At 42.8% G+C, this 17231-nt stretch carries 14 protein-coding genes and 1 pseudogene; 11 read left to right on the top strand and 4 right to left on the bottom strand.

Annotated elements, in window-relative coordinates:
- The first annotated feature begins 240 nt into the window (after positions 1 to 240).
- The 3 genes and pseudogenes from F6K57_RS20770 to F6K57_RS20780 all read left to right on the top strand — a co-directional run bounded on the left by F6K57_RS20770 (position 241) and on the right by F6K57_RS20780 (position 4321).
- Positions 241 to 1095, top strand: a complete 855-nt coding sequence (locus tag F6K57_RS20770; protein WP_293070391.1) for a DUF2232 domain-containing protein — start codon at positions 241 to 243, stop codon at positions 1093 to 1095.
- Positions 1096 to 1299: 204 nt separating this feature from the next.
- Positions 1300 to 2470: pseudogene (locus F6K57_RS20775) on the top strand (ISAs1 family transposase).
- 600 nt (positions 2471 to 3070) lie between these two features.
- Positions 3071 to 4321, top strand: a complete 1251-nt coding sequence (locus tag F6K57_RS20780) for a nicotinate-nucleotide--dimethylbenzimidazole phosphoribosyltransferase (RefSeq protein ID WP_293070393.1) — start codon at positions 3071 to 3073, stop codon at positions 4319 to 4321.
- A 129-nt stretch (positions 4322 to 4450) separates the two neighbouring features.
- Here F6K57_RS20780 and F6K57_RS20785 read toward each other — a convergent pair whose 3' ends face one another.
- Positions 4451 to 4831 carry a hypothetical protein gene (locus F6K57_RS20785; RefSeq protein ID WP_293070395.1) on the bottom strand — a complete coding sequence of 127 codons (381 nt, stop codon included), beginning with the start codon at positions 4829 to 4831 and terminating at the stop codon, positions 4451 to 4453.
- A 756-nt stretch (positions 4832 to 5587) separates the two neighbouring features.
- Between F6K57_RS20785 and F6K57_RS20790 the strand changes: the two genes are divergently transcribed.
- Together F6K57_RS20790 and F6K57_RS20795 are read left to right on the top strand one after the other, a co-directional pair.
- Positions 5588 to 6832, top strand: coding sequence for a transposase (locus tag F6K57_RS20790; RefSeq protein ID WP_293070397.1), 1245 nt, complete (start codon positions 5588 to 5590; stop codon positions 6830 to 6832).
- Between the two features lie 398 nt (positions 6833 to 7230).
- Positions 7231 to 8421, top strand: coding sequence for an extracellular solute-binding protein (locus F6K57_RS20795; protein WP_293070399.1), 1191 nt, complete (start codon positions 7231 to 7233; stop codon positions 8419 to 8421).
- A gap of 12 nt (positions 8422 to 8433) precedes the next feature.
- Here the strand turns inward: F6K57_RS20795 and F6K57_RS20800 are convergent, their stop codons facing one another.
- Positions 8434 to 9006, bottom strand: a complete 573-nt coding sequence (locus F6K57_RS20800) for a hypothetical protein (RefSeq protein ID WP_293070401.1) — start codon at positions 9004 to 9006, stop codon at positions 8434 to 8436.
- A 32-nt stretch (positions 9007 to 9038) separates the two neighbouring features.
- Here F6K57_RS20800 and F6K57_RS20805 point away from each other — a divergent pair, with 32 nt between their 5' ends.
- The gene (locus tag F6K57_RS20805) at positions 9039 to 9392 is read left to right on the top strand and encodes a hypothetical protein (protein ID WP_293070403.1); all 354 of its coding nucleotides are present in this window, start codon (positions 9039 to 9041) and stop codon (positions 9390 to 9392) included.
- Positions 9393 to 9394: 2 nt separating this feature from the next.
- Here F6K57_RS20805 and F6K57_RS20810 read toward each other — a convergent pair whose 3' ends face one another.
- Together F6K57_RS20810 and F6K57_RS20815 are read right to left on the bottom strand one after the other, a co-directional pair.
- Positions 9395 to 10525 carry an aldo/keto reductase gene (locus F6K57_RS20810; protein ID WP_293070405.1) on the bottom strand — a complete coding sequence of 377 codons (1131 nt, stop codon included), beginning with the start codon at positions 10523 to 10525 and terminating at the stop codon, positions 9395 to 9397.
- Between the two features lie 305 nt (positions 10526 to 10830).
- Positions 10831 to 11331: a bifunctional nuclease family protein gene (locus tag F6K57_RS20815; protein WP_293070434.1), complete on the bottom strand. Its 501-nt coding sequence runs from the start codon at positions 11329 to 11331 to the stop codon at positions 10831 to 10833.
- A 138-nt stretch (positions 11332 to 11469) separates the two neighbouring features.
- Here F6K57_RS20815 and F6K57_RS20820 point away from each other — a divergent pair, with 138 nt between their 5' ends.
- From F6K57_RS20820 to sbnB, 5 genes are all read left to right on the top strand, one after another.
- Positions 11470 to 11658, top strand: coding sequence for a hypothetical protein (locus F6K57_RS20820; RefSeq protein ID WP_293061845.1), 189 nt, complete (start codon positions 11470 to 11472; stop codon positions 11656 to 11658).
- Entirely contained in the window at positions 11643 to 12347 is a 705-nt protein-coding gene (locus F6K57_RS20825; RefSeq protein WP_293025188.1) for a riboflavin synthase, read from the top strand. The genes F6K57_RS20820 and F6K57_RS20825 overlap by 16 nt, the downstream gene beginning before the upstream one ends.
- Before the next feature lie 1769 nt (positions 12348 to 14116).
- Positions 14117 to 15160: a 2,3-diaminopropionate biosynthesis protein SbnA gene (gene sbnA / locus F6K57_RS20830; protein WP_293070407.1), complete on the top strand. Its 1044-nt coding sequence runs from the start codon at positions 14117 to 14119 to the stop codon at positions 15158 to 15160.
- Positions 15161 to 15282: 122 nt separating this feature from the next.
- On the top strand, positions 15283 to 16167 hold the full coding sequence (locus F6K57_RS20835; RefSeq protein WP_293061850.1) for a methyltransferase domain-containing protein: 885 nt from the start codon (positions 15283 to 15285) through the stop codon (positions 16165 to 16167).
- A 48-nt stretch (positions 16168 to 16215) separates the two neighbouring features.
- Positions 16216 to 17229, top strand: a complete 1014-nt coding sequence (sbnB, locus tag F6K57_RS20840) for a 2,3-diaminopropionate biosynthesis protein SbnB (protein ID WP_293061852.1) — start codon at positions 16216 to 16218, stop codon at positions 17227 to 17229.
- Positions 17230 to 17231: the final 2 nt, after the last annotated feature.

Here is a 17231-nt window from a genome sequence, read left to right on the forward strand (position 1 = left end):
AGCGATTCGGGCAAAGCCCGACGCTACGCGAACACCAACGAATCCTAGTCCGAGTGCGGGCATAAGCTGAGCTTTTAAAGATCCCGTTCTTGTAGGCTTTCGAGAACTTCTGTCAGGCAGTCAGGATATAAGGTATCTCCAAATGAGGAGAAATTTGAGATGGGCTAAGATGCAAGGGTACTTTAACAGTATCTCTTCTGTTATCATCTGTCCCTTTCCTCAAGAGGTTCCTAAATTTGCATGAGTGATTCTTTTGATGATGGTCAAGCTGCTTCACCAGATCTCTTTGCCCAATCTAAAAACAAACCCACAAAATCAACAACGGAATTCCCTAAGAGCAATGCTGATGTAACTGAGATGGGGGATCAATTAACTGGGGAGCCAAATCACCCACTAGAAAAGAGGGAACCTAGGGCAGTGTACAAACAATCCACTTCTGCTAACTCCCCTAGCCTGAGTAATGGTCTAAACCCTAGACCTAAAACACCTATAACCATGGTAGAAACAGCGTTTCTGGCCAGTACTGCCAGCTTGATTTGGCTGATTAATTATTACTTTCCTCTAGGACCAATACTCAAAATGTTTTTCCCAGTGCCGATTGCTTTAGTCTACCTAAGGAGGGGCAATAGGGCATCCTGGATGGCAGCACTGGTTTCGGGGTTGTTACTATCAGTGCTTATGGGAGTAACTCGCAGTATTATCTTTTTGGTCCCTTATGGTCTGATGGGTGTACAACTGGGAGCTTTCTGGAAACGTCGAGCTAGCTGGCTGCTTTCCATTAGCATGGGTACGCTAATTGGTACAATAGGCTTCTTTTTTCGGTTTTGGTTGTTCTCAATTCTATTGGGGGAAGACCTCTGGGTTTACGTGATGACCCAGGTGACAGGATTATTGGATTGGTGGTTTGTCAAGCTGGGGTTGCTATTTCAGCCCAGTCTATTTCTAGTTCAAACTTTGGCTATAGTAATGATTATTATTAACAATGCCATTTATTTATTTGTAGTGCATATTGTAGCTTTACTAATGCTCGACCGATTAGGAAACCCGATTCCTAGACCACCAAACTGGGTAAAAGTTTTGCTGGATTACGATTGAGCTATTAGTCATTGGTCACTTGTAATTGCAGGGTAATCGCATTGAACTTGGTATAAATTGTACTTGACAAAAGAAATAAAGAGTGTAATAAAACTTTCCGACAATCGAGGCTGTGTTGCACAACTGACGAAGCTACCATAATAGGGAAGAACAATTCCCATTTCCAGGTCACTAATCATGGCAAAAGGCTTTGGCAAGGGCGTTATGACATCCATTGAAGAACCAGAGGCAGAAATCCTCAGAAAAAGCGTCATTAAGCATTTTCAACATTTGGAAGACCCGAGAGTGGGTTCAAGGAAAGCTCATAGTCTAGTGGCAATTATCACCATAGCCAACAAGCGCGATACTCTCAGGAGCGGAGGGGTTTGTGGGAATAGAAACCTATGGAAAAGCAAAGCTTGAGTGGCTAGAGAAATTTCTGGAAATACCCAATGGAATTCCTTCACACGATACCTTTGGAAGAGTATTGTCCCAGCTAGAGCCAGAGGAACTCAACCACAGCTTCCTCAATTGGATCAGCAGCATCACAGAGAAATTAAATCTGGAGATGATTCATATAGATGGTAAGACAGCCAGAGGCTCCTATGACCGGGAAAAGAAGCTCAAAGCGTTGCATAGTGTCAGCGCCTGGAGTAGTGAGCATAGTTTAGTGCTAGCAAGCGCAAAAAGTAGAGAGCAAGTCCAATGAAATGACCGCAGTGCCACGAAGGCTGTTGTTGCTCAACCTCAAGGGAGCTGTAGTCACCTTGGATGCTATGGGTACTCAAATAGAGATTGTCCAGGAAATCCAGCGGGGAGAAGGGGACTATGTCCTGGCTCTCAAAGGTAATCAAGGTAAGCTCTGTGAGCAGGTAAAAGCTTGGTTTGACCAAGCTCAAGCTCACCATTGGCAGGGGATTGACTACAGCTATGATCAAACGACTGAAAGTGGGCATCATCGCCTGGAAACCCGGGAAGTTTGGGCAGTGCCAGTAACTCAATTACCACCTTTACATCGCCAAAATCAGTGGTTGGGTTTAACCACAGTGGTGATGGTTCGCTCTTACAGACAATTATGGAACAAAACAACCACAGAGGTGAGGTTGTACCTCAGTAGCTTGGAAGCGGATGCCCAGCGGCACAATCAAGTGATTCGCTCCCACGCTTTGTATTGAAAATAGCTTACATTGGGTTCTTGATGTCACCTTTGATGAAGATGCCAGTCGAGTACGTCAGGGTCATGGTGCAGAAAACCTCGGCTTGTTGCGTCGTTTGAGTGTCAATTTACGTGGATCGTGAACCCTCCAAGCAGAGTTTGAAGATGAAGCGTTACAGGGCTGGGATAGACAATAACTCAGTAATGAAAATCCTGGCTGCTAGCGTGGCTGAGTCATAGGGTAGCTTAGTCCAGTGGCGAAACTAGATCTCGGAAGACCAAGGAGGTAAAGAATATTCTCCAATAGCTCAGCAATGATCTCCATGTTGCACAAAGCTCAATTTTATCTAGCTTTGTGCGCTTTATAACTCCCCTTGTGCTGTCAAGTTTCCGGTCATTTTACAGTAATTTTATCACTCGATTCCAATGCGATTACCCTGCTTGTAATTGCGAAGAGACTGTTTGTTATACTTTCAACGGTCAGCTTACGCGCTACTTGGGGGCTACGCTTTACGCAAACAGTTATCAGCTCTGAGCCTTTGGAGCTTACAGCTTAAGCTTGATTGATTACCTTTAGCTCAGTTTATGCCCGTGGTAAGTATGGCAATCGTTCTTTTATTTAATCTAAATTTATGGAATTATATTGCTAATTTTATTTTTTTGTGAAATAAAAAGGATTACTATTAAATAGTTAAATATTTCCTACTTTATTTGCGACTTTTTGTAAATTATTCTGTTAACTTATCCAAAGTTAACTGTTACCTTTAACCACAATTAATCTGTAGTGTAGTATGTTTTTTCTATTTCATATAAGAACTAAGGACTAAGGATTAAGGACTAATGATCCGAGTTTATACCCAGCAGGTAAAGGGAAAACGGTGGTTACAGCAGTATCAGGGATGCTCACCGGTATTTGCTTGTATTTTAGGATTCACTGCTACTGGGTTGATTCCAGGCATTTCTGCTGCTGGTGCTACCCCAGATGATCGTCAGTATACTGCGATCGCTGATGCTGAGTTTTTGGTCAATGGAGTTACTCGCCAACCTCAATATCCCCTTCCTCCTCTAACTGTGGGAGTATCCCCTGTCTTTATTTCCCGTGCTGTAGTTGAGGCATTTAACCTACCGATCTATCTGTTCAATGCTGGTTTACCTCACCCTCCGACAGTACCAGCGATTGACTTAGGTGGTATTCCTGCTAAGTGCCTAACTTCTGGCAATGCCTTGCCCCTGGAAACAGTCAAACGACTATTTGAGCAAGGTTTACAGTGGGGAGAAAAGCTAGCAAGTGTGGTTGGTGATAGCTATCTGATTATTAGTGAGTGTGTGGTTGGGGGAACTACCACCGCACTTAGCCTGCTCACTGGCTTGGGGATTGATGCAGCTGGCAAGGTTAACAGTAGCCATCCCCAGTGCAATCATGGTCAAAAATGGGACGTGGTGCAGCTGGGGTTACAACGAGCTGGGTTAGGGGGTAGGGGAGCCGGGGAGCTTCCTGAAACCGAACCTAGGAAGAAAAATTCACCGTTTCACCCCTACGACCCCGCACCTTTATACTCCGTCACCTCCTCATCCTCTCACCCCCTCACCCCCTCACCACTTGATCACTTAAAGCTAGTGGCAGCGGTGGGAGATCCGATGCAAATTGCCGCAGCAGGTATGGCAATGGCAGCTAGTCGTCGCTGTGGCGTTTTACTCGCTGGTGGTACCCAAATGCTAGCGGTTTATACCTTAGCACAGGCATTGGCAGAGTCGGTTTTAGCTTACCCCAGTATTACTGAGGGTAATTCCCTAGCATGGCAACCAGCACAAGTAGTTGTGGGAACAACTCGCTGGGTGGCAGAAGACTCGACTGGTGACACGGTTGGATTAGCACAAGATATTGGGAGTGTACCCCTTTTGGCAACACAATTGAGTTTTACCCAGTCTCGTTATCCTCAGCTACAGGCATATGAGCAAGGATATGTCAAGGAAGGTGTGGGTGCTGGAGGATGTGCGATCGCAGCCCACCTTTATAAGGGTTGGAACTCGGCTGAATTACTTCAAGCCATTGAAAACTTGGTGGAGCAATATGGTCTTTCTCTGAGGTGATTGTTGTTGGAGCCAGTTAAAAAACACTTTACAGTCTGACCAAGTTAGTTAGAAAATCCTTGGCAGAGGCACTGATTTGTTTTAGCTATTAACCTTGAACCCTGAGGCTAATCTGGAGAAGACTGGCAATTAGGAATGAATTCGCTGTGCTAGGAGTTGTTCTTCTAAGGCAGCAATCCGATTGTAGGCTGCTGTAAGTTGGGCAGTTAAGCGTTGGACTTGAATATCGGCAGAGATATTATTGTTGCTATTGCTAGAGAAACTACCTAGCCCAGAGTTACTATCAATCAGCACATCTTTATGTTGGGTCAGTAGGTTAATGGCACTTTGACTTTCGTGGGTCCGGGGTATCGGTTGCCCAGTTGGCTGAGATTGCTCAGTTTCCTGCCTTGAACTATTTTTGAGTTCAGAAAGACCTTCTGAAACCTTCAAACTGAGTTTTTCGATGGCTTCGCACAGCGTATCTACTCTATGACTTAGAGCCATGATTTGATTTTGATATTCATCCATAGGATTTTAAACTGCCATAACTTAGTTCTTTTTTATCCTAGTCACTTAACGATGAAAATCCGATGAATTGCTGATTTATTTAACTATTGCCAAAAATCTGTCAAAAATCAGTTCTAAACTCCTTAGAGTCTGTTTTCCAGAGTAATTTTTTCAAAAATGCCAGATAGCCGCTGTATATCTTGATATTTACCCTGATTAATTCAACCTTAATTAATAATTGTCTTTTATCCCAAGTTCCGCACCACAATTAGCACAATCGGTTTTTTCGGAATTAATTCCTTGGCATTAGTGATTTTTAATACATAACGTACGGATATTTTTGCCCATGTCATTACCTGATCTAACTCCTAGAGAGATGGTCAAGTAATCGAAGTTGACAAGATAACCAATCAGTGCATTAACTGCTTGATCTGGATATTTCTATCTCCCGATCACTCTATCTTACAGATCTAGATTTTTTAGCTAGTCCGCGAGAAGCCCCGCGCTCTACCTGATAAGGTGAGCGTCGGGATGATAGCGGGGCAATGAAGTGAAACGGAATTGCCGACTAGGTATTTTTTGGCTCAGGGAAACGAGCTATTAAACTTCTTAGCAACTCAGATGAAGTCATCCCCCTTCGGTCGGCTTCCTGTTTTAACTGCTGTTTTTCAAAATTAGTCATTCTGATTACAAATCGTTGATATTTGATTTTTGAATTGACACCTGTTACAACATTTGTTACCTTTATAGTAGGTCGAAAAATAGGAGATAGCAACAATGAGGTCAGCTGATCAGTACCGGTTAAGATTAACAAAGCCACAAGAAGCGGAAGTAGAAAGATGGTTGGATATGCTCCGTCATCAATATAACTACTTATTGGCTGATAGGTTTAGCTGGTATGAGCAAAATCGTTGTTCTATAAACTCCTGTCCTTTGGTGTGTCACTTGCCAGAACTAAGAAATAATCCTGATTACTTTTCTCAGAAAAAGACTTTACCTCAACTAAAAAAGGATAGACCTTGGTACGGGGCAGTTCAGTCTCAAGTTTTGCAAGATTGCGTTAAACTGGTAGACCTAGCCTTTAAACGTTTCCTGAAAGGAGACAGTAACGGAAAGAAAAGTGGCAGGCCAAGATTTAAAAGTAAAAATAGATACAAATCGTTGACTTTCCCCGCTCTTTCTAAGAACCCGATAACTGGGAGTATTTTGACTCTTCCTAAATTTGGGAAGGTCAAAATGATTTACCATCGGCCTATCCCCGAAGGGTTTAAAGTCAAAACGGCTACCATAACCCGAAAAGCTGACGGGTACTACGTCACACTATCTATTCAGGATGATTCTGTTCCAAATATTATCCCAGTAGATAGCGCCTCTAGTCCTGTTGGGATAGATATGGGTCTTAAGTCCTTTCTGGTTAAGTCGGATGGCTCTGAGGTGCCAATTCCTCAATACTATCGGAAAGCTCAAAAACTACTAAAGAAGATTCAAAAAGCCGTTAGCAGATCCAAAAAAGGTAGCAACAACAGAAAAAAGGCTGTTATTAAACTAGGGAAAGCTCATAAAAAAGTGGCCGATACTAGAAAATATTTTCACTTCAAAACAGCGAAAAACTTACTAGACAATCACGACCTAGTTGTTCATGAGAAGTTAAATATTAAGGGTTTGGCTAAGACTAAAATCGCCAAGTCTGTACTAGACGCTGGCTGGGGTCAATTCCTGTCTATACTGTCAACCAAAGCCGTTCGCGTAGCGTGGCCTACGGCCATAAATGCTGGGTTACTTACAGTTGCAGTGAATCCTCGAAATACTAGCCAAAACTGTTCCAATTGTGGGAAAAAGGTACCAAAGAAACTGAAAGACCGCATTCATTCTTGTCCTCATTGTGGATACACAGCAGATAGGGATGTGAATGCGGCGATCAATGTATTAAATTTGGCGGTAGGGCATTCCGTCAGTAGTAAAGCTTGCCGAGCAACCGAAGGGATACCTGGTGTTGGCAAGAAGCCCGCGTTGTCCCGTTAGGGCAACGTCGGGAGTATGTCACAGTTAGCTCTGAAACAGGACTGTGTGTTCAGGGGGAGGAGAGGCAGGAAAAGGGAGACCAAGCTGGTGTTTTCGTTCTTTTGATCGTGCTTACTCTTAATAAACTTAAATTAATAACAGTATAACTATTATTGATATCAAGTAAGGTTACATTGATGTAAAATTAGATTCAGATGCCTTAGCCCTTGACTTGGATTAGTTTTGTTAACCAGACTATGAGTAGTTGTTAATTGATTAGATTTATCATATCTAGCAGATGGTTGTTGGCCTAACAGGTCACAAAAGTCAGTTAATTGGTAATAGCTATGGTAGTTGCTATTGAGCCAATGTAAATTAAGGTCAAATAGTTGGTAACCAGAGGAAATTCAGAAATACTTATGAAGCGACGCTCCTTGATACTAGGTGCTAGTACCATAGCCCTTAGTCAGTTAGCATCTGGTTGTACTGGACAACAAGCCTCTTTAAAGGTAAGGCTGTTGCAAAATTCAATCCCAGTTCAGCTGTTGGGTGAATTTCGTAAGACCTTAACACTACGGGCTAAGCTAAATTTTGACCCGGAGAAACAACTATCTGCTTTATTCAAACTCCTGACAACCTTGAAAGAGCAAGGCAAACCCAACAATAATCAAGATCGCTCCCTCCTAGATTTGATCCGGATTAGGTCTAGGAAACCGATAAGTCCTGATTTAGTTACCTTAGGAGATTATTGGCTCAAGTCAGCCATGGAGCAGGAATTGATCCAACCTTTGAACATAGAAACTTTGCCAGGATGGAAACAACTGCCACCAGAATACCAGAAACTGGTCAAACGTGGTGACCAAACTGGTCAGCTAGACAATTCAGGAAAAGTTTGGGGTGCTCCTTATCGCTGGGGTGCTACCGTCATTGCCTATCGCCGTGACAAGTTCAAAGCCTTAGGCTGGACTCCTACCGATTGGAGTGACTTGTGGCGTGAGTCTTTACGCGATCGCATTTCTGTATTAGACCACCACCGAGAAGTGATTGGTTTAACCTTGAAACACCTAGGCTTATCCTATAATCAACAGAATTTAAATCAAGTCAAAGACTTGAAACCAGCACTTCGACAACTGGCTAAACAGGTTAAATTCTACAGTTCGGATCACTACCTAAAACCTCTAGTTTTGGGGGATACCTGGGTTGCAGTGGGTTGGTCTACCGATATCCTGGCACTAAGAACACGCGATCGCCAAATTGAGGCAGTGGTACCTCAGTCAGGAACAGCCCTGTGGTCAGATGTATGGGTAAAACCCGTATCAGTAAGCTCTGCTTCTGACTCCTCAGAAAGTAACTCTGAGTCGGATTTAAGCAAAGAGTGGATTAAATTTTGCTGGGATAGCAAATCAGCCAACCAAATTTCTCTACTGACTAATGCTGCTTCCCCGATTCTGGTTAATATGCCAAGAAATACGCTGCCACAAGATATCCAATCTAATCATCTACTGCTGCCAGAAGCAGCAATTCTCAACAAGTGTGAATTTCTCCATCCCTTACCAGAGTCTACAGAAAAGCAGTATGAATCCTTGTGGAAAGAAATGCGAAGTACTTGACAATTACCTATTCTAGTTTTGTGATAACTGGCAAAAGGCCGAGACTTGGCCAGCTAAAGGTACTTGACCAGGAATACATACCTCCACCTGGCACATGGAATTACCATCACAGGTATAAGCTCCTAAAGGCTTTCCTCGCTGGTTAAATACTCTGGTATTGTAGTCATACTCTCTGGCAACGTTTCCCATTTTGTTAATAAAAGCATACCTACCGAGATAGTTAAGCAGACTCCAGAGTTGGCGATTCACTACCAAATCTACCCGGCGTTTACTCGGATAAGCTAACCAATTATCCAGTAGCTTACCGCCAAACTGTTCATCAGCCCACCAGAAACTCGGAGTAGTGAGCTTAGTTTGAGAGATAGTATCAGCAGTAATCACAGAGCCATCAGTAGGAAGATTCTCTGGCTGCAGGACATTTAAATTCACAGCTTCTGTGTCCGGCTGCACTCCTACAGTCTTTTGAGCTAAAAGTGGTTCCGGCTTCCAACCAACCAGAAAACAGCTCTCTAGAAACACAAGGCACAAGACACAAGGCACAAGGTAAAACGGATTTATTTTAGTAACGTTGTTTCTTTTATCCATAGGAATGCACTAAAGCATCAGTCAAATCAATAGTGATACCCATTAACCTTGGCCTTGGCCTATTGGCCACGCTACGCGAATGGCCACGCTACGCGAACAACCAAATAACCTACCCTTCACCGAACGCCAAAGGCGAACAACCAACTAACCTTGGCCTTGGCCTATTGGCCACGCTACGCGAATGGCCACGCTACGCGAACAACCTTCAACCTTCAACCTTGGCCTTGGCCTATTGGCCACGCTACGCGAATGGCCACGCTACGCGAACAACCTTCAACCTTCAACCTTGGCCTTGGCCTATTGGCCACGCTACGCGAATGGCCACGCTACGCGAACAACCTTCAACCTACCCTACACCGAATTGCCTTGGGCGAACAACCAACTAACCTTATCCCCACAGACGACGCCTAGGAGAACCATTAAGACGCTGGTGGGTATCAGAGAGTAAGGAAGGAATATCCAGTTGTTCGGGGCAACGGGGAAGACAGTCACCACACTGGGTACAACGGTTTCCCTTGACTCCCCTAAACCAATGACCAGCATTTTCAAACATTTGATAGCGATATTGACCAAACTCGGTCATGTCGTAAGCCAAAGCAAGATTGCGCAGCCGCAAGACTTCTGGAATGTTAATGGTTTCTGGGCAAGGTAGACAAGCATAGCATTGACTACAGCGGTCAGTTCCTAGAGCATTGTTCAATTGGGTTTCCAAACGAGAGAATGCTGCCACTTCCATTGGGCTCAAGCACTCATCTCGGTTAGCCACACTCAAAGGCAGGGTCAGCTCATCTGGGTTAGCCGGTCCAATACTAAGGGTGGTAATGCGGCGATCGCTTAATAAAAACCGATAGTTCAGTTCCAGTGGCGAGAAGGGATGGCACAGTTTCTCTAACTTTGGTGGTGGGGTGTAGAGTTTGCCTCCTTTATCAGCAGGAGATATGATGAATATCCCCATATCCTTCTGATTAGCCAATTCAATCGCCGCAGCATTGCGTTGAAAGAAGTAATAGTAATGCAGGTTGATGAATTCAAAAAAATCTGTCTGAATTGCCCCTAGAATCACTTCTATTGAACCGTGGGTTGAGAAACCAACATGGTTTATACGTCCCTGGGCTACGGCTTTTTGGACAGCTGCCATACAGCCGCTGTCGGACTTTACCCAGGACAGATGCTCCTCAGTGTTAATGCCATGAATTGCTAAACAATCGATATAGTCGAGCTGTAGACGTTCTAAGGAATCATTAATCCACTGACTCATCAAATCAGCATCAGGGGTTGGTGGAATCTTGGTGGTGATATATAGCTGGTCTCGTGGTAGTGACAATCCAGCTTTCAGGATATTACCAAGGTATTCTTCACTCTTGCCGTAACCCCTGGCAGTTTCCAAGTGGTTAATTCCTTGATCGATTGCCTGTTGCACTGTCTTCTGAGCATTTGACTCAGATGCTAAGCAACGCATGGTGCCGCAAGAAAATACTGAAAGCTGGAGATTAGTTTTACCAAACCGCCGATAACGCATGTTCCCCAACTGCTGAAATAATCAAATCTTTGGTTAAAACGTTGCCCAAAAAACAGTTGCGCAAAAAACTCAGTTGATGGCCATCGATTGTATTCGGTTATAGCTTCGGGTATAGCTTGGGGTATAGCTTGGGATATATCAATTTATGCCAACGCTCACTTGCGGTAGAGCATCGGGATTAGAGTATCAGAAAAAATCTCACCAACAGCTAAATGGTAAGGCTTTCAGAAACATCTCAATAATTTTTTTCAGAGAAATTGAAATATTGTTGCTGTTAAATCCCGTTTAATCCCATTATTTTGGCTTTAGGTACCACGGCTATATCCTCCACGGTGGAGAAAATCTTCTGGGCGGATATTAGAGACAAATTCCCGAAAAGCTCTACGCTCCTCTTCATCCTTATCTTGGTCTACAGGAATCGAAGCATCAGCAATCACCTCTTCCATCACCCAAATCGGACTGCCAGTGCGCAGGGCAATCGAGATGGCATCACTTGGTCGAGCATCAATTTCTTTCTTTGTCTCACCCTGACTAACACATAGGCTGGCATAGAATGTGTTATCTTGGAGAGAGTGTATTATAACACGATCCAGTGTTATGCTCCACTCCTCTAGAAAATTGACCATTAGGTCATGGGTCAGGGGACGGGGTGGTGTTTGTCTTTCCAAAGCACTGATAATTGCCTTTGCTTGATCTTGCCCAATATAGATTGGCAGAGCACGCCGATCTAAGACATCTTTCAGTAACACGATGGGGCTACGTGTTACAGTATCTACTGCAATGCCAGCAACTCTCATTTCAATCATCAGCTTAGCCTCTAGAATACGGTCAGCATCAGGGGCATCAAAGCGAAGCGGTAAACTAGTACTGTACAGACGGGCACCGAAACTTGCGCTTGCCAGATCTGTTCTTTTCACGTTACCGGTCAACGGTAAGATTAGCCCTTGAGAATCCAATTCGGTGAGATCAACAAGATTGTATTCTCCAAGTATGCCTTAGTCTCAGGAAATTTGTTTGGCCACTTCACTAAAAAAATACAAACCTATGCCAGCTCTTTTCCTACTAACAGTCTAGTTGCACCAGTTCATCCGCTTACAGAAGAACAGTATAAACAACAGTGTTTACAGGATTAATTCAAGCCCTCGGCACAATTGGACCAATCGGAAGCGATCGCTTTATTGTCTCCGGTACCTCTGATGCTATGGATGTTATCTTACAGGATTTAGAACCTGGTGATAGTGTAGCAGTGGACGGAATTTGCCTAACGGTAGAGAAAGTTTTGCCCACAGGCTTCTCGACCACTGCTTCTGATGAAACTCAGGGGCGCACCACCCTCGGACAACGGCTACAGACAACCTCCTACGTTAATTTGGAAACGTCTTTGCGTGTGGGTAGCAAGCTAGGGGGTCATTTTGTCACGGGTCACATTGACGGTATTGGCTGCTTAACGCAATCTTTACAAACACCAAACTCCTGGGAAATGTGCTTTACAGCACCAGCTTCTTTGACGGATGTGTGGCAGCATAAGATAGCCCGTTATCTTGTTCCTAAGGGTAGCATTGCTGTCAATGGGGTCAGCCTAACGATTGCTGAGTGTGACCCCAACGGCAGTTGGTTCAAAGTAGCGGTGATTCCCCATAGTTACACCCATACCAATCTTAGCCACTTACGGACTGGCAATTGGGTGAATATTGAAAGTGACATTTTAGGGAAATATGTCGATAAGTTGCTGGGTAATCGAGTACCAGCTGCTGAAGCGATGGATGAAATGTCCCCGGAATTTCTCCTAGAACATGGGTATTTGACATCCTCCCACGGCTGAAGCCTCTAGGGCTGTTCATTCTTGTGAAGGATCAGGGAGGCCAAAGGTGAACAAATAAACAACCCAACCTTCACACTTCACACTTGAGAATTCACATTTGATTGAATTCCGACCTCTACGGAAAGGGAGGCTCAACAAGCACAACAGCCAAGGTTGTTCATAGAGCAAGAACGACAACGGTCACAGTGGCTAGCAGAGCGGTTAAGGGTGATGGGCATTGACCCGAAAGTTACCGAGTAATCAGGTTCAACAGAAATGCGTTCGCGTAGCGTGACCTTTGGTCAATCAGATTCTGATTAATGCAGGGTAATCCCATTGGATTTGGTATAAATTGTACTTGACAAAAGAAATAAAGAGTAGAAGGAAACTTTCCGACAATCGAGGCTGTGTTGACACAACTGCTGAAGTTGCTCAACCTCAAGGGAGCTGTAGTCACCTTGGATGCTATGGGTACTCAAATAGAGATTGTCCAGGAAATCCAGCGGGGAGAAGGGTAAAGAATATTCTCCAGTAGCTCATCAATGATATCCCTGTTGCACTTAGCTCAATTTTATCTGGCTTTGTGCGCTTTATAACTCGCCTTGTGCTGTCAAGTTTCCGGTTATTTTACATTGACACTCCCCACCCTGGAAGGACGGGGATTCTTGCTTCTACGAGGTGACTTGTTTAACCAGGCCGGAGCCAGAAAAAATAGAGGTCTCCTCTCCACAAGCGTACTTGGTCTATGACCTAGGTTTAGGTGTGCCGGAAACGAAACCTTATCAGAGCGATGCAGCGCGGTCTTGGGGGAAACCCCAAGACCGCGCTGCATCAAGACAGGGTCGCCTTAGTACAAAACCTTGATCCCTATTCTGCATAACCCTAAAAATATAAAGGCGACCCTCTGATTACGGTAACTTCAAACCCCACCGTACCTAATATACTTAACAAGTTAGATAAACTTTTTCTTGATCTTATGTTTTCGTAGATATCCAAATCGTTAGATTTGATTATGCAATAAGCTGATATCTTAGCTTATTTTTTACATCATCTACTTATTTTAAGCTCTTGTTTATCTAGAGTATTAATTGTTTTTTGTTATTTTTTTATACTAACACGCTTCGTGAAAACTGTCAAGTTTTAACTTAAAAAGAAAGCCGTCCTATAAGGAGGGGGCGCGATTACCCAAAATTTTGGGTAATTTTATCACTCGATTCCAATGGGATTACCCTGCTGTACTCACTGAGAGGGTTTAAGCTACATAACTTTCCACCGCAGCAGGATAATAACATCTTGATTTCGGTAGATTTTGCAGCAACGTGGCCTGGCATCACCCACAGAAAACCACAGCAATTGTCGATTCTGATGACTTGATCCAACAGCGTGGATTTTTGATATTATAACAAGCATATCGCAGTTTCGCTAGATCTACCCCAACTAATTACTATGTGTATAATTCCAGGGCTTGACCGCTGCGGGATTCCCCCACACGCCTAACTGATTATCAACAGCCAACTGACTCGCATGTTCAACCGCATCCCACGATGGACAATCACTCTTATATTGAGAAATAACCCCCCATGTTCACAATAAAAGGGTCACACGCCGGATGCCTTATCGGGTTAATATCTTGGGGTTTTTCTGGGTAATAATCAACTACTAGATAAGGTGGCGTGTGGTATAATCCTCTCCCTGTGGGGGCTATGTATGTGTTGTCTTAGCCCCAATTTACCTGTACACTTCACCAAGTGAATTCCGATAGCTCAACTATTCGGACAGCTCAGTAATTTTTGAAAAAGCATAAAAAAACAATGGTAGGAATTATAAGTGCAATTGGAAATACGCCTATTATTCAACTGTCTAATCTCTTTGATACAACGTCAATAAACTTTTTTGCTAAATTAGAAACTATTAATCCCGGTGGAAGTATTAAAGACCGAACTGCTATCAAAATGCTTGAGAATGCTATTAAAAATGGAAATATCAAGAAAAATACCACTGTAATTGAATCAACTTCTGGAAATCTTGGTATAGGATTAGCCCAAGTATGTGCTTATTACAAATTAAAGTTGATTTGTATCGTAGATCCGAAGGCTAGCACTCAAAATATCGATATTATCAAAGCCTATGGTGGAGAAATTGACTATGTATCAGAACCTGATCCTAAAACTGGTGAATTTCTCCAGGCAAGGCTAAAACGGGTAAAAATGCTATGCCATAAAAATCCAGATTTCTTCTGGATAAATCAGTATTCCAATATTGATAATCCCTTAGCACATTATGAAACGATGCGCGAAATATTAGAACAACTAAACGAGCAAGTTGACTATTTGTTTTGTGCTGTGAGTACCTGCGGCACTATCAGGGGATGTGCAGAATACATCCGCAAAAAAAATCTCAATACACAAATTATTGCAGTGGATGTCAAGGGGAGTCAAATTTTTGACAATGAGCAAACAATAAGACGATTTCCAGGTATGGGAGCTGGAGTCAGAACTATACATTGTAACGATGAGCTAATTAACGGTTATATCCTCGTTTCCGATCAAGATTGTATTCGTTGCTGTCATCAGCTTGTAGCACGGGAAGGAATTTTGGCAGGTGCTTCGTCAGGGGGGGTTGTTGCTGCGGTAGAGGCTATGCAAAACCAGATGAAAAGTGACAGCATCTGTGTTATGATCCTTCCTGACCGAGGTGACCGCTATTTAAAGACTCTTTATTCAGAAAAGTGGATTAAAGAGAACTTTGGTGAAGAGTATTATAAAAAACTTCTCAGTCATAATTTTCGTGGTACCCCTGCTCCTAAAATCAAGCTTTTTAGTGTGAAAGGGTAACGACAGCATTTCTAGATGAGTTGTAAACCAATGATTGTCGTTTTTTTATTAAAAAAACTTCTGTATTCTTCCCTTCTGACTCCTGACTCCTTTTTTACACCATTCAATAACGATGATAAACTATGTCAGAATACATTAAAGCTGAGTATGGAGCTTTAGCAAAAAATGAATTAATTCAAAATAATAGGGCAAGCATGTTGGCAAGCGGATATACTGACATACAGCTTGATATGTTACCTCCCAAAGCCATTATGGGGATTGCCTGCGGTAATCCTACCTCAGCTTGTGATTTGCAACCTGGAATGAAGCTTCTTGATTTGGGATGCGGAGTAGGGACAGATGTTATACTCGGCGGACTGAAAGTGATGCCGGGCGGGCTGTCTATTGGATTGGATTTCTTGCCTGAGATGATTACAAGAGCCAAAGCATGTGCAGCAGAATGCACTGCTCTTGACGAGAGTGCGACAGATTTTTATGTTCAAGATATAGGTTTGGGAAAGTATGATTTTGACAATAATTTCTTCGATTATGTCATATCGAATTGCTGTATTTGCCTTGTGAATCAGAATAAAGTATTTCCTGAAGTTTTTCGAGTGTTAAAGCCGGGAGTAAATTTTGTTTTTTGTGAAGAGGCTTACAAGGCTGAAGCTTCAATGCCTCCAGAGCTAGATAAGTTAATAAAAGAAGCCATAGATCAAAAAATTACTCCAATCAGCAATGATTCTGTTGCCAGCATAATATTCAGGATTTATGTGGCACTTGCCAAAAACAATGCCATTGAAAAAGAGAAGATGCTCGAGCTGCTGAGACAGACTGGATTTGAAAGCCCGCAAGTAGTTCACGAAACACCTCAATTGCTTTCTATGTCAGAACCACTTGAAATGGAAAGTGACAGATTATCGAACAGCGAATTACAAGAGTATACAAAATGTTTAGAACAAACGTTAAAAAAATTCGATGTCAATGACTATATGACATTTGTTACAATCAAAGCACAAAATTCATAAATTTAAGCTTTTCCGTGTAAAATCATTGTAAAAGGGTAACTATAATTAATGCCACAAAAATCAGATATCCTAATTTTAAAACAACAAGAAATTGAATCCTTGTTAAACAAGCAGGAAAATAAAATCATGGATGTGGTGCAACAGGCATATGAGCTACATTCTCAGGGAAAAAGTGTATTGCCACACTCGTCCTTTTTAACATTTCCTGATAACCTGAGCAATCGTATCATTGCTTTGCCAGCTTACTTGGGAGAACCTTTTAATGTAGCAGGTATCAAATGGATTGCATCTTTTCCAGCTAATATTGAGCGGGATATAGCAAGGGCTTCTGCAGTGTTAATACTCAATTCCATGGAAACTGGACATCCCCTCAGCATCATGGAAAGTTCAATTATTAGTGCCAAGAGAACCGCTGCTAGTGCAGCCCTTGCCGCCAAAAACTTGGTCAATGAGGATGTGATTGAAGCCGGGTTTATCGGATGCGGGCTAATCAATCTTGAGGTCTTCCGATTTCTTTCCACGATTTTTCAGAGCTTGAAAACATTGACGATATTTGACAAGCAGCCTGAACGCGCAACAGCTTTTGTCTCAAAAGTTCAAGATATTGCTCCAAGTTGTCATCTGAAAGTTGCCACATCGGCAGAACAGGTTCTAGAGTCTACTCCTCTCATTTCACTGGCAACAACCGCAGCCACCCCTTATATCTATGAATTACCTACTGTTCAGTTAGATTCTAGGACTATATTGCTTATCTCATTACGGGATATATCGCCGCAAATTATTTCAACAAACATTAACATTGTAGATGATCCAGACCATGTTTGCCGCGCCAATACTTCAATCCACCTTGCCCAACAACAAGAAGGTAATACTCATTTTATCAAAGGAACACTTGTTGATATAATTCAGAAACGTATCTCTCTCAGAGAAAAATCTAATGATACTGTCATTTTTAGTCCTTTCGGGCTGGGCGTTCTGGATGTTGCACTGGGCAAATTTATCTATGATTTGGCACTAACTAATAATCTGGGAACAAAAATTGAATCGTTTATAAGTGATTAAGA

Origin of the sequence: Moorena sp. SIO4A5 (assembly GCF_010672005.1) — a bacterium.
Lineage (GTDB): Bacteria > Cyanobacteriota > Cyanobacteriia > Cyanobacteriales > Coleofasciculaceae > Moorena.